16 protein-coding genes and 1 pseudogene are annotated in these 24,321 nt (G+C 61.0%); 9 read left to right on the top strand and 8 right to left on the bottom strand.

Annotation, left to right across the window (positions count from 1 at the left end; translation table 11 throughout):
• Positions 1–2: 2 nt before the first annotated feature.
• Genes ACA054_RS14155 through fdnG form a run of 3 tightly spaced genes read right to left on the bottom strand, consistent with a single transcriptional unit; the run spans position 3 to position 4,654 of the window.
• Positions 3–656: a formate dehydrogenase subunit gamma gene (locus ACA054_RS14155; protein ID WP_497689944.1), complete on the bottom strand. Its 654-nt coding sequence runs from the start codon at positions 654–656 to the stop codon at positions 3–5.
• Positions 653–1,588, bottom strand: a complete 936-nt coding sequence (fdxH, locus tag ACA054_RS14150) for a formate dehydrogenase subunit beta (RefSeq protein ID WP_497689943.1) — start codon at positions 1,586–1,588, stop codon at positions 653–655. The genes ACA054_RS14155 and fdxH overlap by 4 nt, the downstream gene beginning before the upstream one ends.
• On the bottom strand, positions 1,589–4,654 hold the full coding sequence (gene fdnG, locus ACA054_RS14145; RefSeq protein WP_497689942.1) for a formate dehydrogenase-N subunit alpha: 3,066 nt from the start codon (positions 4,652–4,654) through the stop codon (positions 1,589–1,591).
• Between the two features lie 275 nt (positions 4,655–4,929).
• Between fdnG and ACA054_RS14140 the strand changes: the two genes are divergently transcribed.
• On the top strand, positions 4,930–6,084 hold the full coding sequence (locus ACA054_RS14140; RefSeq protein WP_497689941.1) for a MalY/PatB family protein: 1,155 nt from the start codon (positions 4,930–4,932) through the stop codon (positions 6,082–6,084).
• A gap of 163 nt (positions 6,085–6,247) precedes the next feature.
• Here ACA054_RS14140 and ACA054_RS14135 read toward each other — a convergent pair whose 3' ends face one another.
• Together ACA054_RS14135 and pssA are read right to left on the bottom strand one after the other, a co-directional pair.
• Positions 6,248–7,486 carry an MFS transporter gene (locus tag ACA054_RS14135; protein WP_497689940.1) on the bottom strand — a complete coding sequence of 413 codons (1,239 nt, stop codon included), beginning with the start codon at positions 7,484–7,486 and terminating at the stop codon, positions 6,248–6,250.
• Between the two features lie 116 nt (positions 7,487–7,602).
• The gene (gene pssA / locus ACA054_RS14130; RefSeq protein WP_497689939.1) at positions 7,603–8,946 is read right to left on the bottom strand and encodes a CDP-diacylglycerol--serine O-phosphatidyltransferase; all 1,344 of its coding nucleotides are present in this window, start codon (positions 8,944–8,946) and stop codon (positions 7,603–7,605) included.
• 230 nt (positions 8,947–9,176) lie between these two features.
• Between pssA and ACA054_RS14125 the strand changes: the two genes are divergently transcribed.
• The gene (locus ACA054_RS14125; RefSeq protein ID WP_497689938.1) at positions 9,177–9,740 is read left to right on the top strand and encodes a TetR/AcrR family transcriptional regulator; all 564 of its coding nucleotides are present in this window, start codon (positions 9,177–9,179) and stop codon (positions 9,738–9,740) included.
• Positions 9,741–9,795: 55 nt separating this feature from the next.
• On the top strand, positions 9,796–10,272 hold the full coding sequence (locus ACA054_RS14120; protein ID WP_497689937.1) for a nuclear transport factor 2 family protein: 477 nt from the start codon (positions 9,796–9,798) through the stop codon (positions 10,270–10,272).
• Positions 10,273–10,403: 131 nt separating this feature from the next.
• Here the strand turns inward: ACA054_RS14120 and sfnG are convergent.
• Positions 10,404–11,405 (bottom strand): annotated as a pseudogene (sfnG, locus tag ACA054_RS14115) (dimethylsulfone monooxygenase SfnG); the annotation flags it as partial.
• Positions 11,406–11,682: 277 nt separating this feature from the next.
• On the opposite strand from sfnG, the gene ACA054_RS14110 reads away from it, so the two are divergent.
• Both ACA054_RS14110 and ACA054_RS14105 read left to right on the top strand, forming a co-directional pair.
• Positions 11,683–12,921 (top strand): acyl-CoA dehydrogenase family protein, encoded by a 1,239-nt coding sequence (locus ACA054_RS14110; protein WP_497689936.1) that lies wholly within the window; start codon positions 11,683–11,685, stop codon positions 12,919–12,921.
• Between the two features lie 200 nt (positions 12,922–13,121).
• A complete protein-coding gene (locus ACA054_RS14105; protein ID WP_497689935.1) occupies positions 13,122–13,901 on the top strand; it encodes a TSUP family transporter in 780 nt (259 codons plus the stop codon).
• On the opposite strand, the gene nudC is transcribed toward ACA054_RS14105, so the two are convergent.
• A complete protein-coding gene (gene nudC / locus ACA054_RS14100; protein WP_497689934.1) occupies positions 13,869–14,699 on the bottom strand; it encodes an NAD(+) diphosphatase in 831 nt (276 codons plus the stop codon). The two genes, ACA054_RS14105 and nudC, sit on opposite strands and share 33 nt — an antisense overlap.
• A 7-nt stretch (positions 14,700–14,706) precedes the next feature.
• Entirely contained in the window at positions 14,707–15,519 is an 813-nt protein-coding gene (locus ACA054_RS14095; RefSeq protein WP_497689933.1) for a crotonase/enoyl-CoA hydratase family protein, read from the bottom strand.
• Between the two features lie 559 nt (positions 15,520–16,078).
• Between ACA054_RS14095 and glgA the strand changes: the two genes are divergently transcribed.
• Genes glgA through ACA054_RS14075 form a run of 4 tightly spaced genes read left to right on the top strand, consistent with a single transcriptional unit; the run spans position 16,079 to position 24,320 of the window.
• Entirely contained in the window at positions 16,079–17,665 is a 1,587-nt protein-coding gene (gene glgA / locus ACA054_RS14090) for a glycogen synthase GlgA (protein WP_497689932.1), read from the top strand.
• 12 nt (positions 17,666–17,677) lie between these two features.
• Positions 17,678–19,474 (top strand): malto-oligosyltrehalose trehalohydrolase, encoded by a 1,797-nt coding sequence (gene treZ, locus ACA054_RS14085; RefSeq protein WP_497689931.1) that lies wholly within the window; start codon positions 17,678–17,680, stop codon positions 19,472–19,474.
• On the top strand, positions 19,471–21,549 hold the full coding sequence (gene malQ, locus ACA054_RS14080; RefSeq protein WP_497689930.1) for a 4-alpha-glucanotransferase: 2,079 nt from the start codon (positions 19,471–19,473) through the stop codon (positions 21,547–21,549). The genes treZ and malQ overlap by 4 nt, the downstream gene beginning before the upstream one ends.
• Positions 21,546–24,320: a malto-oligosyltrehalose synthase gene (locus ACA054_RS14075; RefSeq protein WP_497689929.1), complete on the top strand. Its 2,775-nt coding sequence runs from the start codon at positions 21,546–21,548 to the stop codon at positions 24,318–24,320. The genes malQ and ACA054_RS14075 overlap by 4 nt, the downstream gene beginning before the upstream one ends.
• Position 24,321: the final 1 nt, after the last annotated feature.

Here is a 24,321-nt window from a genome sequence, read left to right as displayed (position 1 = left end):
CGTTATCCTTTTTTGTTCAGCGGAGGGTCGGGACGCTCGTCGCGGGTCACTTCGCGGTACCAGAGCCCGTGGTGTTTCTTCGCCCATGCACGACTGACCCAGCCGTGCAGCATGGCGCTGACCGAGCCCTTGATCCAGATGCCGGCGTAGATGTGCACGATGATGCTCAGGATCAGCACGAAACCGGCCAACGCGTGCAGCAGCATCGCCCAGCGAATGCTGGTGATGCCGAAATACGCGCTGAACCAAGCGCGCCAGATCACCAGCCCGCTGAACAGCAGCACCAGCATGCACAGCAGTAAAGTCCAGAACAGCAACTTCTGCCCGGGATTGTATTTGCCGATGGCCGGCACGCCCTCCTCTTCGTTTTTCATCACCCGGTCGATGCGCCGCAACCACAGTCGATCATTGCTGATAAAGATATTGGCGCGCCAGAAACTCAGCACCAGGCCGAAGAAAAACACGAACATCAGCACGCCCATGTACGGGTGCAGGATACGTGTCCAAGGCCCGCCACCGAACAGGTTACTCAGCCAGAACAGCGCCGGGTGGAACAACGCCAGCCCCGATAACCCCGCCATCAGGAACAGAATCGCCACCAGCCAGTGGTTGGTGCGCTGATTGCTGGTGTAGCGCAGGATCGTCTTGTTGCTCATGGCCTGCCCTCCCCGCGTGGGTCGTAGGTATGCACCGCAGGATCGACCTGGTGTACCGAGGTGTCCGGCGGGTCCGGATGCTCATCCTCTTCGACCACTTGTGGCCCGACGCGCACATAATGGAAGAACCCGGCCAGTACCGCCGCGCTCATGGCCAGCAGTGCCAAGGGTTTGCTGACACCCTTCCACAGGCTCACCAACGGGCTGATGACCGGATCGCTTGGCAGGCCGGCGTACAGCCTCGGCGTGTCGGCGTGGTGCAACACGTACATCACGTGAGTGCCACCGACACCGGCAGGGTCGTACAGGCCGGCGTTGTCGAAGCCACGACTCTTGAGGTCGACGATACGTTCGGCGGCATGTTCCTTCATGTCCTGCTTGGAGCCGAACACGATGGCGCCGGTCGGACAGGTTTTCACGCAGGCCGGTTCCAGCCCCACCGCCACCCGATCCGAGCACAAGGTGCATTTGTAGGCCTTGTGGTCCTTTTGCGAGATGCGCGGAATGTTGAACGGGCAACCGGTGATGCAGTAACCGCAGCCGATACAGTGATCCTGATTGAAATCGACGATGCCGTTGGCGTGCTTGATGATCGCCCCGGGACTGGGGCACGCCGCCAGGCAACCGGGTTCGGCGCAGTGCATGCAGCCGTCCTTGCGGATCAGCCACTCAAGGTTGCCGGCATCGGTTTCATGCTCGGTGAAGCGCATCAGGGTCCAGGTTTCTGCGGTCAGGTCTTGCGGGTTGTTGTAGGTGCCGAGGTTGTGGCCGACGTCGTCACGCAGCTCGTTCCATTCCGAGCAGGCGACCTGGCAGGCCTTGCAGCCAATGCACTTGGTGGTGTCGATCAGCTTGGCGACTTCCTCCTGGTTGCGTACCGATGACGGCACGGTGGTGGTGGCCGAGCGGGCAATGATGTCTTGGCTGGCCATTTAGACTTTCTCCACGTTGACCAGGAATGACTTGGATTCCGGGGTCTGGGTGTTGCCATCGCCGAGGAACGGCACCAGGGTATTGGTCAGGTAGCCGTGGCGCGTGAGCCCGGTGAACCCCCAGTGCAACGGGATACCGATCTGGTGCACAATCTGGTTGTTGACCTGCAACGGACGAATCCGCTTGGTCACCACAGCCACCGCCTCGATGAAGCCACGCTTGCTGCTGACCCGCACCCGGTCGCCGGCGACGATGCCTAATTCCTTGGCCAGCACTTCGCCGATCTCGACGAACTGCTCGGGCTGGGTAATTGCGTTGAGCTTGCAGTGCTTGCTCCAGAAGTGGAAATGCTCGGTCAGCCGGTAGCTGGTGGCGGCGTACGGGTAGTCCTTGGCTACGCCCAGGGAGTCCCATACCGAATCGAAGATCCGCGCCGCCGGATTGCTGGTGGCCTTCTTGTTCTGCGGGTGCAGCGGGTTGATGCCGATCGGCGTCTCGAACGGCTCGTAGTGCTCGGGAAATGGCCCCTCGTTCATCTTGTCGACGGCGAAGAACCGCGCCACGCCTTCGGGGTTCATGATGAACGGATTCATCCCCGCTTCCGGCGCCACGTCAGCCTTGTAGTCCGGCACATCGGTGCCGGCCCAGGCTTTGCCGTTCCACCACACCAGGCGCTTTTTCTCGTCCCAGGGTTTGCCTTGCGGGTCGGCCGAGGCGCGGTTGTAGAGAATCCGCCGGTTCGCCGGCCAGGCCCAGGCCCAGCCCTGGTGCTGGTGCATGCCATACGGGTCGTTGTTGTCGCGCCGGGCCATCTGGTTGCCCGTTTCGGTCCAGCTGCCACAGAAAATCCAGCACCCGGACGCCGTGCTGCCGTCGTCCTTGAGCTGGCCAAAACCGGCCAGTTGCGCATTGCCCTTGATGACCGCCCCCGTGGCATCGGTGAAGTCGGTGATGGCGTAGCCGTTGACCTCCTTGGCCAGTTCTTCCGGTGACGGTTCGCCCTGGACTTTGTACGGCCACGACAGTTTGAGCAGCGGGTCGGGATAGGCGCCGCCCTCGGCCTGATAGCGCTCACGCAGGCGCAGGAACAGTTCGCTCATGATCCGTATGTCGGTATACGCCTCCCCAGGGCCGTCGGCCCCCTTCCAGTGCCATTGCAACCAGCGACTGCTGTTGACCAGCGAGCCGTCTTCCTCGGCGAAACAGGTGGTGGGCAGGCGAATCACTTCGGTCTGGATTGCGGAGCTGTCGACGTCGTTATACGGCCCGACCTTTTGCCAGAACTCCGAGGTTTCGGTGGCCAGTGGGTCCATCACCACCAGCCATTTGAGCTTGGCCAGCGCGGCCATCACGCGGTTTTTGTCCGGCAACGCCGCAATGGGGTTGAAGCCCTGGCAAAAATAGCCGTTGACCTTGCCCTGGCCCATCAGGTCGAACACCTTGAGGATGTCGTAGTTGGGAATGTCCAGTTTCGGCAGATAGTCGAAGGCCCAGTTGTTTTCCAGCGTTGCATTGGCCCCGTACCAGGCTTTCATCAGGCTGACGTGGAATTTGCTGTAGTTCTGCCAGTAGGACAGTTGCCCCGGCCGCAGCGGTGTTTGCGTGCGCTTGACGATGTAGGCGTTGTAGTCCTGCTCGCCGTCGCCGGGCAGCGTCAGGTAGCCCGGCAGTGAGTTGGACAGCAGGCCCAGGTCGGTCAGCCCCTGGATATTGGAGTGCCCGCGCAAAGCATTCACGCCCCCGCCCGGCATGCCGACGTTGCCCAGCAACAGTTGCACCATCGCCGCGCTGCGGATGATCTGCGCGCCAATCGAGTGCTGGGTCCACCCCAATGCATAGAGGATGGTCATGGTCTTGCCCGGTTGCGAGCAAGTGGCGATTTCCTCCCAGATTTTCTGCATGGCATCCACCGGCATGCCGCAGATCTGGCTCGCCAGTTCGATGTTGTAGCGGCTGTAATGCTGCTTCATCAGTTGATAGACGCAGCGTGGGTCATGCAGGCTCGGGTCGGTCTTGACGAAGCCGTCTTCACCCAGGTCATAGCCCCAGCCAGACTTGTCGGTATACGCACGCTTGTCGACGTCGTAGCCGCTGAAAATCCCGTCCTCGAAGCCATACCCGGCTTTGACCAGGAACGACACGTCGGTGTAGTTGCGCACGTATTCGTGCTGGATCTTGTCCTCGGTCAGCAGGTAATTGATCAGCCCGCCCATGAAGGCGATGTCGGTACCGGTGCGGATCGGCGCGTAATAATCGGCCACCGAGGCAGTCCGGGTGAATCGCGGATCGACCACGATCAACCGTGCCTTGTTGTGCGCCTTGGCTTCGGTCACCCACTTGAAGCCACAGGGATGCGCTTCCGCTGCGTTGCCGCCCATCACCAGAACCAGATTCGCATTGGCGATATCGGTCCAGTGATTGGTCATGGCACCACGGCCGTACGTCGGGGCAAGACTTGCCACCGTCGGGCCGTGTCAGACACGCGCCTGGTTATCGAACCCCAGCATGCCGAGACTGCGCACCACCTTGTGGGTGATGTAGCCCGCCTCGTTGGACGCCGCCGATGCCGCGAGGAAACCGGTGGTCAGCCAGCGGTTGACCGTCTGGCCCTGGTCGTTCTTCTCGATGAAGTTGGCGTCGCGGTCGGCCTTCATCAGGTCGGCGACGCGATCGAGCGCTTCATCCCAGGAGATTCGCGTCCACTCGCTGCTGCCGGGCTTGCGCATCTGCGGGTATTGCAGGCGGCCGGGGCTGTGAATGAAGTCCAGCAGGCCTGCGCCTTTGGGGCACAGGGTGCCGCGGTTGACCGGATGGTCGGCGTCACCTTCGATGTGGATGATATTTTGCGCGACATTCTTGGCCGCATCGCCCTGGCTGTACATGATCAACCCACAACCGACCGAGCAATACGGGCAGGTGTTACGGGTTTCATGGGTGTGGGCGAGCTTGAAATGGCGCACCTGCTCGGCGAAAGCGGCCGTCGGGGCCATGCCCAACGCGCCCAGGCTCGAGCCTGCAAGGCCGATACCGGCGACCTTGAAGAACTGACGACGGCTGAGGTCCATCGTGCACTCCTTATCAGGTGGAAATCCGGTACGTTGCCGGACTTTTCTGGACAATCACGGTTGCGGCAGGCTGGCTACCGACACCTGAAACTGTAGACAACGGGTGGGCGCCTTGTGTGAAAACCGACCGTCGGGCAGGCATCCATACATCTTGTAGGAGCCAGGCTTGCCGGCGAAGACGTCGTCGAGATCGCCTTCGCCGGCAAGCCTGGCTCCTACAATGATTGGCGCTTATCATGGCCACCATGATTAACCGGCCTTTACGAGATTTGCGCATGACTTTCGATTTTGATCAGGTGTTCGACCGCCACGGCACTGGCAGCACCAAGTGGAGCCGTTACCCGGCCGACGTGCTGCCAATGTGGGTCGCCGACATGGATTTCGCCGCGCCGCCGATGATCATCCAGGCCCTGCAAAAGCGCCTGGAACACCCGTTGCTCGGCTACAGCGTGGCCAAGGACGATTTGCGCGCAGCCATCGTTGCCGATTTGTGGAACAAGTACGCCTGGCGCGTCGAGCCGCAAGAGCTGATCTTCCTGCCGGGCGTCGAGTCGGGCTTCAACATGGCGCTCAAGGCGCTGGTGCAGCCGGCACAGAATGTGGTCGTGCAAGTCCCCAACTATCCGCCGCTGCGTCACGCGCCGGGTCATTGGGGCCTGAACAAGGTCGAGCTGAACTTCGACCCGCAGCCTGACGGCACTTACGCCACGCCACTGGCGACCTTGAACGAGTCCCTGCAAGGGGGCGGCGCGCTGCTGCTGAGCAACCCGCATAACCCGTTGGGCAAGGCCTTCCCCCGGGAAGAGCTGCAAGCCATTGCCGACATCTGCCTGGCAAACGAGGCCTGGATCATTTCCGACGAGATCCACGCCGAACTGTGCTTTGACGGCCGCCAGCACCTGCCGATGGCGTCCTTGAGCCCGCAAATCGCCCAGCGCACCATCACGCTGATGTCGGCCAGCAAGGCCTACAACATCGCCGGCCTGAAAACCTCGTTCATGATCATTCAAGACCGCCACCTGCGCGAGAAGGTCAATCATGCCCGTTGCGGCATGGTCGACAGCGTCAATCCGCTGGGCATGGAAGCCACCCGCGTCGCCTACAGCGAAGCCGCCCCCTGGCTGGCCGGGCTGAAGGACTACCTGCAAGACAACCGCGATTACCTGGTCGACGCCGTGCGCAGCCGCTTGCCGGGCATCACGATGAATGTGCCGCAAAGCACCTACCTGGCCTGGCTCGATTGCACAGCGCTGGGGCTGGAGAATCCGCAACAGTTCTTCCTCGAACAAGCCAAGGTGGGCTTGAGCCCCGGCCTGGATTTCGGCTATGACTGCCAACAGTTCGTGCGCCTGAACTTCGGCTGCCCCCGGTCGTTGCTGGAGGAAGGGATAACGCGCATGGAGCGCAGTTTGCGTCACCGTAACGGCTGATCCCGGCTTGCCCGCGAAAAACGATAACGCGGTGCTACAGACACACCGCGATGTCCTGTTCGCCTGTAGGAGCCAGGCTTGCCGGCGAAGAACGATAACGCGGTGCTACAGACACAACGCGGCGCCCGGTTCGCCGGCAAGCCTGGCTCCTACAAACGATCGATTACCCCTGATCATTTTCAGCACGCCTTGGCATGGCCGTTAAAGCCGCCAGAACAATCATCAGTGTGCCCAGGGCACTGAGGATTGCCGTGAGCGAAAGGGTCTGGGAGTAACCAACCAGCCCGCCGACGATTCCGCTTCCAAGATAAATGAAGGGGTGCAGGCCACTGGTGAAGAACGTATCGACTGCCACCACTTTGCCAAGGTCCTTCTCAGGAGACAGTGTCTGCATTGCGGTGGCCCATCCCGTCAACCAGGCCGCTTCGACGACGCCCACGAAGGTCGCACCCAGTATCGCCATCCAGGACGCATTTCCCATACCGAGGAGAGCCATCCCGCCAGCCAGAAGTAAGCCGCAGGCCACGGCAAGACTGATCAGTCGCTCATGGCCGCAAGCGAGAACCGTGATGATAGATCCAATGCACGCGCCGAATCCCGATGCGGCCAGACACAGTCCCCACATTTCCTGGCTGAAGCGATCGCTGATGGCATAGGGTGCGACGACCAGAAATATCGGGAAGCATAGTACGTTCACCACGAGGGTGGCTGCGAAACCCAACGAAAGCATGGTGTTGCCGGTAATAGCGGTAATGCCACTGACCGCTTCTCGGATCGAGACCCCCTCCTCGAACTCACGGGGCTTCACATCGGGCAACATCGCCGTATAAATGGCGGCGCAAAAGAATGTCAGACCATCGATCAAGATGCCCCAGACCGGGTCCCAAAAAATGATGAATACGCCCAGCGTCGCGGGAAACAGCACAGCGACCAGGTTATCGACAAAGTTCATCGCACCATTGCCGGCAACAAGTGCTTGCTTGGGCAGCAGATTGACGAGCAGCACCTGGGCACACGGGCGGGATACCCCGATGCCGATGCCAAATATCAGATAGGCAAAGATCAGGCACCACCAGGGCGCACCGCAGATGATCAGCGCCACTGCGGCGAGTTGCGCAGTACCCCGCGCCGTATCGGTGTAAATCAGCACCTGTTTCGCCGACTTTCGATCCGCCAGCAGCCCTCCGGCCAAGGCCCCGATTACGGTCCCTACCCCGACTGCCGCCATAACAAAACCAAATACTTCTGCTCCGTATCCGGTCCGAATAAGCGCTATTGGCAACGCGGCCAGACAAATAGCGTCACCGGCCATCGAGAGGCTTTGCCCGATGAGCAACTTGCGAAAAGAAGAAACGTTCAGCGCATCGGAATAAGGTGAAAAGCGATCGGCATTGGAGATCATAAGTAATCGTCCTTGAGGCCCCACAGGTTTCTGAGTCGAAGCACAATTACGTGATCGACCTTAAACCCTGTGGGAGCGAGCTTGCTCGCGATGCGTCAGCGGCCGCGCTACAGCTTTTACAGAATGCGGTACAGCAACCGCTCGATACGCACGCGACTCACCCGCTTGAGAAACTTCGCCACCCCCGCCGGGTAATCCGGCAGGGTTTGCAGGTCCTGGTAGCGCTCGATGCGCCGGGTGTGCTGGAAAATCTGCGCAAGTTCGGTGCGGCGCGGTTCCAGCAGTTCGTTGTGCGGATCATCGATCAGCAAGGCGTTTTCCAGGTCGAGACGAAACGCCCGCGGGTTGAGGTTATTGCCGGTCAGCAAGGTGTAGCGCTGATCGACCCACATGCCCTTGAGGTGATAGGTGTTGTCGCCGTCCTTCCACAGGTGCAGGTTCAACTGGCCGCTGTCGATGTTGCGCTGATGGCGCTTGGCAAAGCGGCGCAGGCTGATCTCATAGAGATACGGCAGCGCCGAGATCACCTTGAACGGTTCGTTCGGCGGAATGTAGAAATCGTTGGCGGTCTTGTCACCGACCACGATGTCGATCTTCACACCCCTGGCCAGTGCCCGGTTGATTTCCCGGGTCACGGCCAAGGGCAAGTTGAAGTAAGGCGTGCAGATGGTCAGCTGCTGCCGGGCGCTGCCGATCAGCTCGCCGATCACCCGGCTCAACGGGTTGTTCTTGCCTACGCCCAGTAACGGGCTGACCGACAGGCCGCCTTTGTCCGTAGTGCCCTCGGTGGTGTCGTAGGCCGCATGCTTGAGACGGCTGCGCAGGTCGCCGATGTCGTTGCGCAGGCTGCGGGTGGTCGGCAGGTTCGGCAGGTCCAGGCGATGCACCGCCTTGGAAGCCACCAGACCGTGCTGCACCAGGTGATGCATCGAGTCGGCCAGGGCGCGGTTGTGCAGCAAGTGGTAACGGTCGTACCGGTACTTGTCGAACTGGTGCAGGTAGACGTTGTTCAGGCTCGCACCGCTGTAGATCACGCAGTCATCGATGACAAACCCCTTCAAGTGCAGCACGCCAAACAACTCGCGGGTCTGCACGGGCACGCCATACACCGGCACGACGCTTTCGTGGGTACGGGTCATTTCCTGATACCAGGCCGAGTTGCCCGGCTGCTTGCCGGCACCGATCAGCCCGCGCTGGGCGCGCAGCCAGTCAACGACCACCGCTACGTCCAGTTCCGGACGCGCCAGCTTGGCAGCGTGCAAGGCATCGAGAATTTCCTGGCCGGCCTCGTCCTGTTGCAGGTACAGCGCGACGATATAGATACGCTGGGTGGCGCTGGCGATTTTTTCCAGCAGGCAGCGACGGAACTCGGCGGCGCCAGAGAGGATGGTGACGGCATCGGCGGTCAGCGGAAAACTGCGCAGTCTGGGCAGCAGGGAGCGTTTGAAAAGCGACGGCATAGGGCTCGCAAGGGTCGAATCCGAAGAACCCGAGAGCTTACACCATGGATGGGTTTGGGTCTTGTAGCTGTCTGTACCGGCGCCATCGCGAGCAAGTCGAATCGTCGCACCGTCGCTCCCACATTTAAAACGCATTCCCCTGTGGGAGCGAGCTTGCTCGCGATAGCATTTTCACGGACACCAAAAACAATCACTTGACCAAGGAGAACGATCGTTCTACTGTTTATTCCATGAACAAAATAACCAGCAACGAGACACGCGACATCATTCTGGACGTCACCGAAAAGTTGATCTACAAAAGTGGCATTGCTGCCACCGGCATGGACCTCCTGGTGAAAACCGCCGGCGTCTCCAGAAAAAGTATCTATCGCTACTTCGCCAACAAGGAGGAGCTGACCGTCGCCGCCCTGCAGCGCCGGGACCAACGCTGGATGCACTGGTACAGAAGCGAAGTCGGACAGGCACAAACCCCGGCCGAGCGCCTGCTCAACCTGTTTACTGTGCTCAAGTCGTGGTTCGCCTCCGATGGCTTTCGCGGCTGCGCGTTCATCAACACCAGCGGTGAAACCGGCGATCCGCTGGACCCGGTTCGCCTGGTCGCCAGGCACCACAAACAGAAGCTGCTCGACTACGTGTGCGAGCTGTGTACCGAATATGGCGCTGAAGATCCGGAGACGCTGGCCAAGCAGCTGCTGATCCTGATCGACGGGGCCATCACCGTCGCACTTGTCATGGGTGACCACAGTGCAGCCGATAATGCGCAATGCATGGCGCGGAAGTTATTGGACCTGTAACGACTTGATCAAGACCGACAACTTGCTTGAACTTTAATTAATAGGGAGACATGAAATGTCTAACGCCGAAGTTCGTCCGCCTTTGCCGCCATTTACCCGTGAATCGGCCATCGAGAAAGTTCGCCTGGCCGAAGATGGCTGGAACTCCCGCGATCCGCAACGTGTTTCGCTGGCCTACACCCTGGACACGAAATGGCGAAACCGCGCCGAGTTTGCCAACAACCGTGAAGAAGCCAAGGGCTTCCTGACGCGCAAATGGGCCAAGGAACTGGACTATCGCCTGATCAAGGAACTCTGGGCGTTTACCGATAACCGCATCGCCGTGCGTTATGCCTATGAATGGCACGACGATTCGGGCAACTGGTTCCGCTCCTACGGTAATGAAAACTGGGAGTTCAACGAAGACGGCCTAATGGCCCGGCGCTTTGCCAGCATCAACGACATGCCGATCAAGGAAAGCGAGCGCAAGTTCCACTGGACGCTTGGCCGTCGTCCTGACGATCACCCGAGCCTGTCGGATTTGGGCCTGTAACCGCCGCCCCCTGACTGATCGTTCCCACGCTCTGCGTGGGAATGCAGCCCGGGACGCTCCGCGTCCCTGAAGCGGACGCGGAGCGTCCGGTGAGGCATTCCCACGCAGAGCGTGGGAACGATCAGTCGTGTTCAGGCGACCGCGGTTTGCGGTTTCACCTGCGCTTTAGCTTCTAGCTCCCGCACCAACGGCAACACCCGCTTGCCGAAATACGCCACTTCTTCCTGAAAGTGCAGGAACCCCGCCAGCACCAGATCCACCCCCACCGCTTTCAGCGCCACAATCCGTTCGGCGATCTGTTGCGGCGTACCAATCAGGTTGGTCTTGAAGCCGTCGTTGTACTGCACCAGGTCTTCGTACGTCGATTTAGCCCAGTTGCCTTCGCCTTCGGGGGACGCCCTGCCCGCCTGCTTCGCCGCATCGCCAAAGGCATTCACCGCGTCCGGATCGGCCTCATCGATGATCTGCGCCAGCACCGCCCGTGCTTCCTCCTCGGTGTCACGGGCGATGACAAAGGCGTTTACGCCAACCTTCACAGAATGATTATTCGCCGCGGCCTTGGCGCGAATGTCGTCGACCTGGGCTTTGATGCCCTCCGGGGTATTGCCGTTGGTGAAGTACCAGTCCGACACCCGCGCCGCCATGTCTCGCGCTGCACGGGAACTACCGCCCTGGAAGATTTCCGGCCGGCCCAGTGGCTTAGGTTTGAGGCTGTAGTTGTCGAAACGGTAGAAATCGCCGCGAAAGGTGAAGTTGTCCTCGGACCAGACGCCTTTGAGTGAGCGAATGAATTCTTCGGAACGGCGATAGCGTTCGTCGTGCTCCAGCCAGTGTTCGCCAATGGCCTGGAATTCGCCCTTGAACCATCCGCTGACGATGTTGACCGCCACCCGACCGTTGGTCAGCTGATCGATGGTCGCCAATTGCTTGGCCGCCAGCGCCGGTTGCCATGGGCCCGGCAGGATCGCGGCGATGACTTTCAGTTTGCTTGTGGCGGCCAGCAATGCATGGCTGAAGGCGACGGACTCATGCTGGTATTCCGCGCCGTAACCGGCAGTGAAGCGAATCTGCGTCAGCGCATATTCAAACCCCGCCGCTTCGGCCAGTTGCGCCAGTTTGCGGTTGTAGTCGATGCCTGTAGGAGCGAGCCTGCTCGCGATGGACTAAAGAACGGCGCGTTAAGCCAGTAAACACGCGTTTTCGTTAACGACCATCGCGAGCAGGCTCGCTCCTACAAGGATTCGGGTGTTTCAGGGGCAATTTGCTGCTGAACTGTTGCTACAGCAACAGTTCAAGCCTAATCGATATCCAAACGCTCCCGCAAATCCTGGCTGCTTCCCTACGGCATGGACTGTGCAATCGCCCCTTGCACTAACAACGTTTTCATCTACCCAGCCAAGGAGCTGTTCCATGACCGAACACCAGGTATTCAACCCGCTGTCAATTGGCACTGACTACGAAACGCTGGCCGCCAGGTACCGCCCGATTTTCCAGCGAATCGCCGAAGGTGCCCTCGAACGCGAGCTGTCGCGCACCCTACCGTATGAGCCGATCCAATGGCTCAAGGGCGCCGGATTTGGCGCTGTGCGGGTGCCCGTTGAATACGGCGGTGACGGCGCCTCGCTGCCGCAGCTGTTTGAACTGCTGATCGAACTGGCCGAGGCCGACTCGAACATACCCCAGGCGTTGCGCGGTCACTTCGCCTTTGCCGAGGATCGCCTCAGTTCCCCACCCGGCCCGGCCCGGGACATCTGGTTCAAACGCTTCGTCGAAGGTGACATCGTCGGTTGCGCCTGGACCGAAATCGGCAACGTGGCGATTGGCGACGTCGTCACCAAAGTGTCGCCCCACGGCGAGCAATGGCGGCTTAACGGCGAGAAGTTCTACAGCACTGGTAGCCTGTTTTCCGACTGGATCGATGTCTACGCCCAGCGCAGCGACACCGGTGGCGACGTGATTGCCGCGGTGCGCACGCGCCAGCCCGGGATCGTGCAGAGCGACGACTGGGACGGGTTCGGCCAGCGCACCACGGGCAGCGGCACGTCACGCTTTGTCGACGCCGAGGTGGACGCGCAAAACGTCATCGACTTCGCCACTCGCTTTAAATACCAGACCGCGTTTTATCAGCTGGTCTTGCTGGCAACCCTGGCGGGAATCGGCCGTGCGGCGTTGCGCGATGTGTCTCGGCATGTGCGCGAACGCCAACGCATCTACAGCCATGGCAATGCTCAGCGAGTCAGCGAGGACGCGCAGGTCCAGCAAGTGGTCGGCGATATTGCCGCGTGGGTGTATGCCGCCGAGGCCAGCACGCTGCGAGCTGCGCACCCGGCACAACAGGCTTATCTGGCGCGTTTCGCCGGCGATGAACAAAGGGAGCACGCGGCAAATGTCGCGGCGGAAATTGAATCGGCGAAAGCGCAGGTGGTGGTCACGGAGCTGATCCAGCGGGCGACTACGCAGTTGTTCAATGCGCTGGGGGCTTCGGATATTCGTCAGGGCAAGGCTCTGGATCGGCATTGGCGCAATGCGCGTACCGTGTCTTCGCATAATCCGGTGATCTACAAGGCGCGGATTGTCGGGGATTGGGAAATCAACCGGACTGAGCCGCCGTTTGTGTGGCAGATCGGTAACGGGCCCGAGCGCAAATGATGTAGCGCGTGAACTTGTAGGAGCCAGGCTTGCCGGCGAAGAACGATAACGCGGTGCAACAGATACACCGAGGCGCCTGGTTCGCCGGCAAGCCTGGCTCCTACAAGGGAACCAGACCAGTCGCCGCAGAAGTTGGATAAAGGTAAGATACCGGCCCTTCCCCGCAGCCCTTGCTGCCCCCCGCCGATTAAGCCGATTCCATGCCTTTCGAACTCAGCGTTGACCTCACTACCCTGGCCATCCTGGCCATTGTCGCTTTCATTGCCGGTTTCATCGACGCCATCGCCGGCGGCGGCGGTCTGTTGACCACCCCGGCCTTGCTGACCGCCGGCCTGCCGCCGCACCTGGTGCTAGGCACCAACAAACTCAGTTCGACCTTCGGCTCGGCCACTGCCAGCTTCACCTTTTACCGCCGCAAGTTGTTCCACCCCAGACAGTGGACACACGCCATCGTCGGCACCCTGGTCGGCGCGCTGACCGGTGCGGTGGTCGCTCACTACCTGCCAGCCGAATGGTTGAACAAGATGCTGCCGGTGATCGTGTTTGCCTGTGGCCTCTATCTGTTGTTCGGTGGCACGCCGAAAGCGCCGCTGGACAGCGACGCACCGATCAGGAAAAAGTGGCAATCGACCCAGGGCTTCAGCCTCGGTTTCTACGATGGCGTGGCCGGTCCCGGCACCGGTGCGTTCTGGACCGTCAGCAGCCTGCTGATGTACCCGATCGATTTGGTGAAGGCCAGCGGCGTGGCGCGCAGCATGAACTTCGTCAGCAACATTGCGGCGCTGTCGGTGTTCGTGTTTTCCGGGCAAGTGGACTGGATCATCGGCCTGAGCATGGGCCTGTCGGTGATGGTCGGGGCGTTCTTCGGCGCTCGCACCGCCATCAGCGGCGGCGCGAAGTTCATTCGGCCGGTATTCATCACCGGGGTACTGGGCCTGACCGTCCGGTTAGCCTGGCAACACTGGTTCAGCGTGGCCTAAGCGCCGCGCCACGTAGACGTCGATCAGGTAACGGGCGATCGAACGTGAGGCCGGCAACGGTGGCAGAGCATGGACGTTGAACCACTGGGCGTCTTCGATCTCGTCTTCCTGGCAGACGATTTCGCCACCGGCGTATTCGGCATGGAAGCCGAGCATCATCGAGTGCGGGAACGGCCAGCACTGGCTGCCCAGGTACTGGATGTTCTTCACTTCGATCTGCACTTCTTCGCGCACCTCGCGAATCAGGCAATCCTCCGCCGATTCGCCAGGTTCGGCAAACCCCGCCAACGTGCTGTAGACCCCGGCGACAAAGCGTGGCGAGCGCGCCAGCAGCACTTCATCGCCACGGGTCACCAGCACGATCATGCTCGGCGAAATCCGCGGATAGCTGCGCAAATCACACGGCTGGCAATACATCGCCCGCTCGCGCGGCACCTGGGTCATGGCCTGGCCGCAGTTGCCGCAAAAACGGTGCTCACGGGCCCAGGTGCCGATCTGCGCGGCGTAGCCCAGGACCTTGAACACCGTGTGATCACCTTCGAGCATGAACGCGCGCAAGCCTTTCCAGTTGCAGCCCGGTACTTCGCTGTGACTGCGCAACTCCAGCAGGTACACCGGCTCGCCATCGAGGTGGCCGATGCCATGCTCGGCAAGTATCGACAAGTCCTGGCGCTTGAGCCATTCGCGCGGGAACAGTGCGCCGTTGTCGTCGAACAAAAAGCCTTCGGGGCTGCGCGCTACCGCCCAGCCGCCGGGCTGGTCGGTGTCCAGTACTGCCGTGGTCCAGCGTGAAGTCATTTTTCAATCAATCCAGAAATTCGGGTTTCTGTTTGCTCATATGGGCTGCCATGGCCACGCGCAGATCGGTGGATTGCAGCATGGCGGCGTTCCAGGTGGCGACGTATTCCAGGCCGTCGTCGATGCGATGATCGCGCATGTAGCTGATCATCTCCTTGGTGCCAGTAATGGCAATCGGCGACTTGCTCGCAATCTCGCGGGCAATGCTCATGACGCCGTCGAGCAGGCTGGCGGTATCGCTGTAGACACGATTGACCAGACCCATGCCCCGTGCTTCTTCGGCGCCGAAAGTGCGACCAGTGTAAGCCAGTTCACGCAGCATGCCGTCCCCGATGATCCGCGGCAAGCGTTGCAGCGTACCGACGTCGGCGGCCATGCCAATATCGATTTCCTTGATCGAGAATTGTGCGTCTTCGGCGGCGTAGCGCATGTCACAAGCGGCGATCAGGTCGATGGCGCCGCCCAGGCAATAACCCTGGATGGCCGCGAGCACCGGCTTGCGGCATTTGTCGACCGCATTGAAGGAAGCCTGCAGATTGAGGATCTTGCGGCGCAGCAAGCGCGCATTGCGCCCTACGTCCTTGCCCAGTTCATTGGCCACGCCGGCCAGCATCATCAGGTCGATGCCGGAGGAGAAATGCTTTCCTGCGCCACTGAGCACCACCACCCGAACTTCGTCGGTGTCGTCGATCCACTGGAAGATCTCGATGATCTCAGTCCAGAAGGCAGCGTTCATCGAGTTGATTTTCTCTGGGCGATTGATCTGCACATGGGCGATCTTATCCACCAGTTCGACGCTGAACGCTGTGTACTGAGACATGCTAGTGATCCTTTACCGGGCAAAAAAAGAAGCCCGAACTATAACAAGGCAGCCAGGCAGGCGGTAAGGCAGTGGTTCGGCCAAAAGCGGGACCTGTACGAACGCACCACAACAGTGCAAAAGTTCAGCAACGCTACGCACATTCATATGACTGCCAAGTGACGTAACGGGGCCAAAACGCATAAAAACCTGCACTTCGTCGGTGCATTCGCACCGATATCCGGCACGTTCGTACCTAAATGAACCGATTGTCGAACAATTTTGCCATCAGGGCTTTACCGCTCTAAGTTCTGGCCTAGACTGATTTTCGCGGGGGAGACCGGTCGGTCACAAAGTGGAAAAAAAGTCGAAACTTTTGCTCCACGGGGCCGGTCGAGTTAAAGGTAGGGGCGTTGCGACTGGTGCAATCCTTGCAATGGTTAATTCACCCATTCTGCTTCAGTGCATTTGGGGAGCGCTTGCTCGCCGATGCATAGCGCTTTTGCGCCGGCCACAGCCATTGGCCAAGAAACACCGTTTGCCAGACCTAAGAATTAGATCAACAACACGGGAGATTCATATGATTAGTGCGGCTTTGGATGTTCAGGGAGAGCTGGCTCATCAACAGGTCGGCGAATCGAGCGCCGTGACTGCTCCCAGTGCTCAACCGATCAGCGTTACCGGTACCCGGACGCTGGTACCGGTGGCTAGTCAGAATCCCAACAAGAAGAAAGTGTTGTTCGTCACCTCCGAGATTGCTGACCTTGTGAAAACCGGTGGCCTGGGCGACGTTTCCGCCGCGCTACCACGGGCCATGGCGCATCTGCACGATGTGCGGGTTCTGATCCCTGGTTATCCGCAGGTGATGCACAGTGAAAATCCGATTCACATCGTCGGTGAACTCGGGGGTCACGCGGCGCTCCCGCCGTGCAAGATCGGGCGCATGGACATGCCTGACGGTCTGGTCATTTATGTGTTGATCTGCCCTGAGCTCTACGAGCGCGAAGGTTCGCCCTATGGCGCCAACAACGGCCGCGACTGGCCGGACAACCATATTCGTTTCGCCCGCCTGGGTCTGGCGGCCGCCGATATCGCCGCCAACCTCGCACAAATCCACTGGTGCCCGGACCTGGTGCACGCCCATGACTGGCCGGCTGGCCTGGCCCCTGCCTATATGCACTGGCGCGGGCAGCGCACGCCGACCCTGTTCACCATCCATAACCTTGCGTACCAGGGCGTGACGAGCCTGGGGTCCTGCCCCGAGCTGGGCATTCCCCAGCACGCCCTGCAACAGGAAGGCATGGAGTTCTACGGCAAGATGTCGTTCCTCAAGGCCGGCATGGCCTATTCGAGCCACATCACCACGGTCAGCGCGACCTACGCCCAGGAAATCACCACCCCGGACTTCGGCTGCGGTCTCGACGGCTTTCTCGCCGCCAAGACCCAGCAAGGCCTGCTCAGCGGCATTCCCAATGGCATCGACGAAAGCTGGGATGCGGCCACCGACCCGCACCTGTTCTGCCCCTTCAAAATCGGCGACTGGGACGGCAAGGCGGTCAACGCCGCGCATGTACGCCAGTTGTTTGGCCTGCATGACAGCGAAGGTCCGCTATTCGCCGTGGTCTCGCGCCTGGTTTATCAAAAAGGCCTGGACCTGACCGAAGCGGTCTCCGAATACATCGTCAAATCCGGCGGCCAGATCGCAATCATCGGCCGTGGCGAGCCGGAAGAAGAGCAGGCCATGCGCGAACTGGCCCTGCGTTTCCCTGGGCAGATCGGTGTGCGCATCGGCTTCAACGAAACCGATGCCCGGCGGATGTTTGCCGGCAGCGATTTCCTGTTGATGCCGTCGCGCTATGAACCTTGCGGCTTGAGTCAGATGTACGCCCAGCGCTTTGGCTCGTTGCCAGTGGCGCGCAATACCGGTGGTCTGGCGGACACCATTGAAGACGGCGTGACCGGCTTCCTGTTCGATGAATCCACGGTGGAAAGCTATCAGCAAGCCCTGAGCCGCGCGTTCAAGGTCTTCGCCTTCCCCGACCTGCTGCACGCCATGCGCTGCCGCGCCATGGCGGCACCGTTCAACTGGTGCAAGGCGGTCGAACCCTACGCCGAACTCTACGAGCAGCTTGTGGCCAAAGCTTTGGGGAAATCGCACAAACAGTGAGAGGCTTTTGAAATGCCGTTACGGACCCTTGAGACCTGGCCCCACGGCGCAATCAAACTGGACCCGCAAAACACGCGATTCGCGTTGTGGGCACCCGATGCGTTCTACGTCAGTGTCGAACTGGAAAATGGACAGTCCTTGCCGTTGCTGCCTCAGGCCGACGGCTGGTTCGTGATCAACACCCGCTGCCCGGCGGGTACGCGATACCGCTACAACATCGATGGCGAACTGGAGGTGCCCGACCCGGCCTCCCGCGCCCAGGCCGGGGACATTGACCAGCACAGCGTGGTGGTCGACCCGTTGGCCTACCAATGGCGACACAGCACCTGGCTGGGACGCCCGTGGAACGAAGCGGTGATCTACGAGCTGCACGTCGGTGCCCTCGGCGGCTTCCTTGCGGTCGAAAAACACCTGGCGCATCTGGTGGAGCTTGGGGTTACCGCGATCGAGTTGATGCCGATCGCGCAGTTCCCCGGCGAGCGCAATTGGGGCTACGACGGGGTGCTGCTCTATGCACCCCAGGCCTCCTATGGTTCTCCCGAACAACTCAAGCACCTGATCGACACCGCCCATGGCCTTGGCCTGGCGGTGATTCTCGACGTGGTCTACAACCACTTCGGGCCGGATGGCAATTACCTGCATCGCTACGCCAAGGGATTCTTCCGCGAAGACCGGCATACGCCTTGGGGAGCGGCCATCGATTTCCGTCGACGCGAAGTGCGCGACTTCTTCATCGACAACGCCTTGATGTGGTTGCTGGAGTACCGTTTTGACGGCTTGCGCCTGGACGCGGTGCATGCCATCGAAGACCCGGATTTTCTCCAGGAACTGGCCCAGCGGGTGCGCGAGCAGACCGATCCATTACGTCATGTGTGGCTGATGGTGGAAAACGAACATAACCAGGCCAGCCTGCTCGAACAGGGCTTTGACGCGCAGTGGAACGATGACGGCCATAACGCCTTGCACGTGCTGCTGACCGGCGAGACCGATGCCTATTACGCCGACTATGCAAAAAATCCCACCGAACAATTGGCCCGCTGCCTGAGCCAGGGCTTTGTGTTCCAGGGCCACCTCAACCGCCATGGCGAATCGCGCGGCGAGCCTAGCGGGCATTTACCACCCAGCGCGTTCGTGCTGTTTTTGCAGAATCACGACCAGATTGGCAACCGCGCCTTTGGCGAGCGTCTGCATCAACTGGCCAACCCCGACGCATTGAAAGCGGCGACGGCGCTGTTGCTGCTGTCGCCGATGATCCCCCTGATGTTCATGGGCGACGAGTTCGCCGCCGAGCAACCGTTCCTGTTCTTCACCAGCCACCACGGCGAACTGGCACGGTTGGTGCGCGAAGGACGGCGCAATGAATTTGCCGCGTTCAGCGCGTTTGCCGACCCGGATAAACGCGAACAGATTCCCGATCCCAACGCACCTCAGACCTTCGAAGCGTCCCGCCCTACCCTCACAGCCACCGGGGCTTCGGCGGTCCATGACCTCTATCGCCAACTGTTGCAGATCCGTCACCGGCACATCATCCCGCACTTGCCCGGCACCCAGGCGTTGAATGCCGAGGTGCTGGGCGACGGCGCGGTCAGCGCGACATGGCGCCTTGGCGATGGCAGCCAATTGCGCATCGACCTCAACCTCAGCGGTACGCCGGTAGGCCACACGCCGCCGGTCAATGCGTCTTTACTGTTCGAACACCCGTCCGGGTCTGGCCAACAGCTGGATCAAGGCACCTTGCCCCCGTATTGCGCGCTTGTCAGCCTCACGGCCGCGGCCCCTTTGCTACCCCTTGATGGAGAGCGCCAATGAGTGATGCGCAACTGGAAATCCTCGCCAGCCGCGCCGGCCTGGCGGTCGACTGGATCGATGCCAATGGTCGCCCGCAAAAAGTCGCGCCTTCGGTGCTGCGCAACGTCCTCACCGGACTCGGCCACCCCGCCGGCAGCGCCCAGGAAATCGACGCCAGCCTGCTCGAATTGCAACAGGTACAGCAAACCCGCCACCTGCCGCCGCTGATCACCGCCGATTTCGGCGTCGGTCTCAACCTGGCGCACTTTTTCGAGCCGCTGACACCCTGCGAGATCCATCTCGAAGATGGCTCGCAACTCAGTCTCAAACTGGATGCCGAGGCCGTTCTGCCGGGTCTGATTCCGGTCGGTTACCAACACGTCGACATCGATGGACAAAGCTTTACCCTGGCCGTGGCCCCCGCCCGCTGCTACAGCGTGGGCGATGCGGTGGACAGCCCGATCCCGCGCACCTGGGGCCTGAGCGTGCAACTGTACGCCTTGCGCCGTGCCGGCGATGGCGGTTTTGGCGACACCCAGGCGCTGGAAGACCTGGCCCGAGTGGCGGGAGAACGCGGCGCCGAAGCACTGGCGATCAGTCCGCTGCATGCAATGTTCGCCAATGACACCCGTCGCTACAGCCCGTATTCACCCTCCAGCCGTTTGTTTCTCAACAGCCTGTATTGCGCGCCGGGGGCGATTCTCGGTGAGCGCGCGATGCGCACTGCTGTCGATGCCACTGGCCTGGCCGCCGAACTCAAACGCCTGGAAGAGCTGCCATTGATCGACTGGCCGGCCGCCGCTGAAGCCAAGCATCGGCTGTTACAGGCGCTGTACGAAGGCTTCGTGCAGGGCGAACATCCGCTGCACGCCGACTTCAGCAGCTTTCGCCATGCCGGGGGCGAAGCGCTGGAAAATCATTGCCGCTTCGAAGCCATTCAAGAAACCCGCGCCGCCCAAGGCGAAAGCCTCGATTGGCGTGAATGGCCGGAGCAGTGGCGCAACCCGCGCAGCGCCGCCCTGGCCGAATTCGCCGAAGAGAACGCCGGACGCATCGGCTTCTTCGCCTTCTGCCAGTGGCTGATTACCCGTTGCCTGGAGCGCGCGCAAACTGCCGCCCGCAGCAGCGGCATGGGCATTGGCCTGATTGCCGACCTGGCGGTCGGTGCCGATGGCGGTGGCAGCCAGGCCTGGAGTCGCCAGGATGAATTGCTCGCTTCCCTCACCGTCGGCGCGCCACCGGACATTCTCAACCGCACCGGTCAGGGTTGGGGGATTTCCGCATTTTCCCCCGAGGGCCTGGTACGAAATGGCTTCCGCGCTTTCATCGAAATGCTCCGCGCCAACTTCGCCCACGCCGGTGGCCTGCGGATCGACCATGTCATGGGCCTGCAACGCTTGTGGGTGATCCCCAATGGCGCACCGCCTGCCGATGGCGCTTATTTGTATTACCCGCTTGACGACTTGCTGCGCCTGCTGAGCCTTGAGTCCCATCGCCACCAGGCCATCGTCCTCGGCGAAGACCTGGGCACGGTGCCGGACGGTCTGCGGGAAAAACTCAGCGCCCGCTCGATCCTCGGTATGCGAGTGTTGCTGTTCGAACAGGACAACACTCACTTCAAACCGATCCTCGACTGGCCGGACAATGCCCTGGCCACCACCAGTACCCACGACCTGCCCACCCTCAATGGCTGGTGGCATGGCCGCGATATCGACTGGAACGCCCGCCTCGGCCTGATCGATGCCAGTGCTGAAATCGAGTGGCGCCAGCATCGCGAGCGCGAGCGCGAAGGCCTGCGCCGGACCTTGAGCCAGGACCCGCAGAACTTTCGCGAAGAGTCCCATGAAACCGATCAGGTGCTCGACGCCAGTGTGCGCTTCCTCGGCCACACCCGCGCGCCGCTGGTGCTGCTGCCGCTGGAAGATGCGCTGGGTATCGAACAGCAGGCCAACCTGCCCGGCACCATCGATACCCACCCCAACTGGTCCCGTCGTTTGCCCGGTAACAGCGAAGCCTTGCTCGATGGCCCGGACGCCGCCCGGCGCCTGGAACTGCTCGCCTGCGCGCGACTGCAGGCGGCCGAGCGTGACCAATGAAGCAAGTCACTGTTCAACCGCTACGGGCCACACTACGACTGCAATTTCATAAAGGCTTCACCCTCGACAATGCCGTGCCGCTGGTGCCCTACTTCGCCCGTCTCGGCATCAGCCATGTCTACGCCTCGCCGCTGCTGAGCGCCCGCGCCGGATCCATTCACGGCTATGACGTGGTGGACCCGACCACCGTAAACCCGGAACTGGGCGGTGAATCGGCGTTGCGCCGCTTGGTCAGCGCGCTGCGCGATCAGAACATGGGGTTGATCCTCGACATCGTCTCCAACCACATGGCGGTCGGCGGTAACGACAATCCCTGGTGGCTGGACCTGCTGGAGTGGGGACGCCTGAGTCCATACGGCGAGTTCTTCGATATTCAGTGGCACTCGCCCGACCCGTTGATGGAAGGCCAGTTGCTGTTGCCGTTCCTGGGCAGCGACTACGGCATCGCCTTGCAGGACGGCACCCTGGCCCTGCGTTTCAATGCCCAGCGCGGCGCGTTCCATGTCGAGCATTACGATCATCACTTTCCGATATGCCCCAGCCATTACGGCGAGCTGCTGAAGGCAGATGCCGAGCCGCTGAAATTACTGGCAGACCGGTTCAGCACCTTGAGCTATCAGACCGATGCCCACAACCTGGCCATTGCGTTAAAAGAGGAGTTGCGCGAACTGGCCAGCGATCCCGCGATGCTGCAAGACATTGAACAAAATCTGCAAGCCTACGACTCGCTGAGCAGCGAAGGTTTTCAACGCTTGCACAACTTACTGGAACGCCAGAGTTACCGCCTCGCCAGTTGGCGCACCGCCGCGGACGACATCAACTGGCGGCGTTTTTTCGATATCAACGAGCTGGGTGGTTTGCGCGTGGAGCGTCCAGCGGTGTTCGAGGCGACCCACGCGAAGATTTTCCAGTTGGTGGCGCAAGGGCTGGTCGACGGGTTGCGCATCGATCACATCGACGGCCTCGCCGACCCACGGGGCTACTGCCGCAAACTGCGGCGGCGCGTCGACAGCCTGGCACCGGGCCGGCACCTGCCGATCTATGTGGAAAAAATCCTTGGCGAAGGCGAAACCTTGCACTGCGACTGGTCGGTGGATGGCACCACTGGCTACGAATTCATGAACCAGTTGTCGTTGCTGCAACACGATCCCGACGGTCAACAGACCTTGGGCGAACTCTGGCACCGGTACAGCGATCGCCCGGCTGACTTCCGTCAGGAAGCACAACTGGCGCGCCAGCAGATTCTCAATGGTTCGCTCGCCGGGGATTTCGAAAGTGTGGCCCAGGCTTTGTTGCAAGTGGCCCGGGATGACCTGATGACCCGCGACTTGACGCTGGGTGCGATCCGTAGAGCGTTGCAGGAACTGATTGTGCATTTCTCGGTGTATCGCACCTACATCGGCGCCCTTGGTCGTTCGACCCAGGACGAGGTGTTTTTCCAGCAAGCCATGGAAGGCGCCCGACAAACCCTTGGCGAAGCCGACTGGCCAGTGCTCGATTGCCTGGCCGGTTGGCTGGGTGGCGAGGCCTGGCGAAAACGCCCGGCTGGCCGCCTGCGCAAACGGCTCAAGCATGCCTGCGTGCGCTTTCAACAGCTGACTTCACCTGCCGCAGCGAAGGCCGTGGAAGACACTGCGTTCTATCGCTCGGCGGTGTTGCTGTCGCGCAATGACGTCGGCTTCAGCACCGAGCAATTCAGTGCCCCGGTGGCCGATTTTCATGCGGCTTGCCTCAAGCGCCTGGAACTGTTTCCTGACAACCTGCTCGCCACCGCGACCCACGATCACAAACGTGGCGAGGATACGCGCGCGCGCCTGGCAGTCTTGAGTGAACACAGTAAATGGTACGTCGAACAGATCGGCCTTTGGCGCGCCCTCGCCCGCCCCCTGCGCGACGACGATCAGATGCCGTCGGCCGGCGATGAGTTGATTCTCTATCAGGCACTCCTGGGCAGCTGGCCGCTGGACCTGCGCGCCGACGATCAACCGGCCCTGGAGGACTACGCGCAACGCATTTGCCAATGGCAACGCAAAGCCCTGCGCGAAGCCAAGCTGCAGAGCAGCTGGAGCACGCCAAACGAAGTGTACGAACAAGCCAGCGAAAGTTTTACCAGGCGCCTGCTGCTGAGCCCGGAAGGCGATCTGCTGCGCACCGCCCTGGGCAAGGTAGCTCGGACGATTGCCTTGCCTGGCGCCCTCAACGGATTGGCGCAAACCTTGCTGCGCATGACCGTACCGGGAGTGCCGGACCTCTATCAGGGCAACGAGTTCTGGGACTTCACGCTGGTCGATCCGGACAACCGCCGGCCGGTGGATTACGCCAGCCGCCAACAGGCCTTGCAACAAACGTTGGATTTGCCCGATCTGTTGCAGCACTGGCACAACGGGCGCATCAAGCAAGCCTTGATTGCGCAGACTTTAAACAGGCGTGCCGAGCACGCCGAGTTGTTTCGACGCGGGACTTACCAGCCCCTGGAAGTCATTGGCAGTCAGGCCAATCGGGTGCTGGGATTTGTTCGCGAATGGGAGGGGAAACGCGCCATCATCATCGTGCCGATCCGCTGTTCGACACTGCTGGAAAACAGTGCCGTGCCTCAGGTGGACGCGCCGCAGTGGGGCGATACCCGGATCAGTTTGCCGTTCACAATCGCCGGCGAAACTCTGAAGGGACTTTTTTCCAGCGTCACAGTCACAAAAAACAGGGAGCTGATGATCAGCGCCGCGCTGGGGGATTTCCCGGTCAATCTCTTTATCCAAACTACCCACACTTGAG

The sequence above is a fragment of the Pseudomonas sp. LBUM1653 genome, from assembly GCF_059716115.1.
Note: the sequence above shows the minus strand (reverse complement) of the source record. Positions and strands in the feature narration are given on the sequence as shown.

Bases quoted from the DNA above. Each gene is read 5' to 3' on its own strand.
- ACA054_RS14155 (WP_497689944.1), bottom strand. From the start codon at position 656: ATGAGCAACAAGACGATCCTGCGCTACACCAGCAATCAGCGCACCAAC.
- fdxH (WP_497689943.1), bottom strand. From the start codon at position 1,588: ATGGCCAGCCAAGACATCATTGCCCGCTCGGCCACCACCACCGTGCCG.
- ACA054_RS14140 (WP_497689941.1), top strand. From the start codon at position 4,930: ATGACTTTCGATTTTGATCAGGTGTTCGACCGCCACGGCACTGGCAGC.
- ACA054_RS14135 (WP_497689940.1), bottom strand. From the start codon at position 7,486: ATGATCTCCAATGCCGATCGCTTTTCACCTTATTCCGATGCGCTGAAC.
- pssA (WP_497689939.1), bottom strand. From the start codon at position 8,946: ATGCCGTCGCTTTTCAAACGCTCCCTGCTGCCCAGACTGCGCAGTTTT.
- ACA054_RS14125 (WP_497689938.1), top strand. From the start codon at position 9,177: ATGAACAAAATAACCAGCAACGAGACACGCGACATCATTCTGGACGTC.
- ACA054_RS14120 (WP_497689937.1), top strand. From the start codon at position 9,796: ATGTCTAACGCCGAAGTTCGTCCGCCTTTGCCGCCATTTACCCGTGAA.
- ACA054_RS14110 (WP_497689936.1), top strand. From the start codon at position 11,683: ATGACCGAACACCAGGTATTCAACCCGCTGTCAATTGGCACTGACTAC.
- ACA054_RS14105 (WP_497689935.1), top strand. From the start codon at position 13,122: ATGCCTTTCGAACTCAGCGTTGACCTCACTACCCTGGCCATCCTGGCC.
- nudC (WP_497689934.1), bottom strand. From the start codon at position 14,699: ATGACTTCACGCTGGACCACGGCAGTACTGGACACCGACCAGCCCGGC.
- ACA054_RS14095 (WP_497689933.1), bottom strand. From the start codon at position 15,519: ATGTCTCAGTACACAGCGTTCAGCGTCGAACTGGTGGATAAGATCGCC.
- glgA (WP_497689932.1), top strand. From the start codon at position 16,079: ATGATTAGTGCGGCTTTGGATGTTCAGGGAGAGCTGGCTCATCAACAG.
- treZ (WP_497689931.1), top strand. From the start codon at position 17,678: ATGCCGTTACGGACCCTTGAGACCTGGCCCCACGGCGCAATCAAACTG.
- malQ (WP_497689930.1), top strand. From the start codon at position 19,471: ATGAGTGATGCGCAACTGGAAATCCTCGCCAGCCGCGCCGGCCTGGCG.
- ACA054_RS14075 (WP_497689929.1), top strand. From the start codon at position 21,546: ATGAAGCAAGTCACTGTTCAACCGCTACGGGCCACACTACGACTGCAA.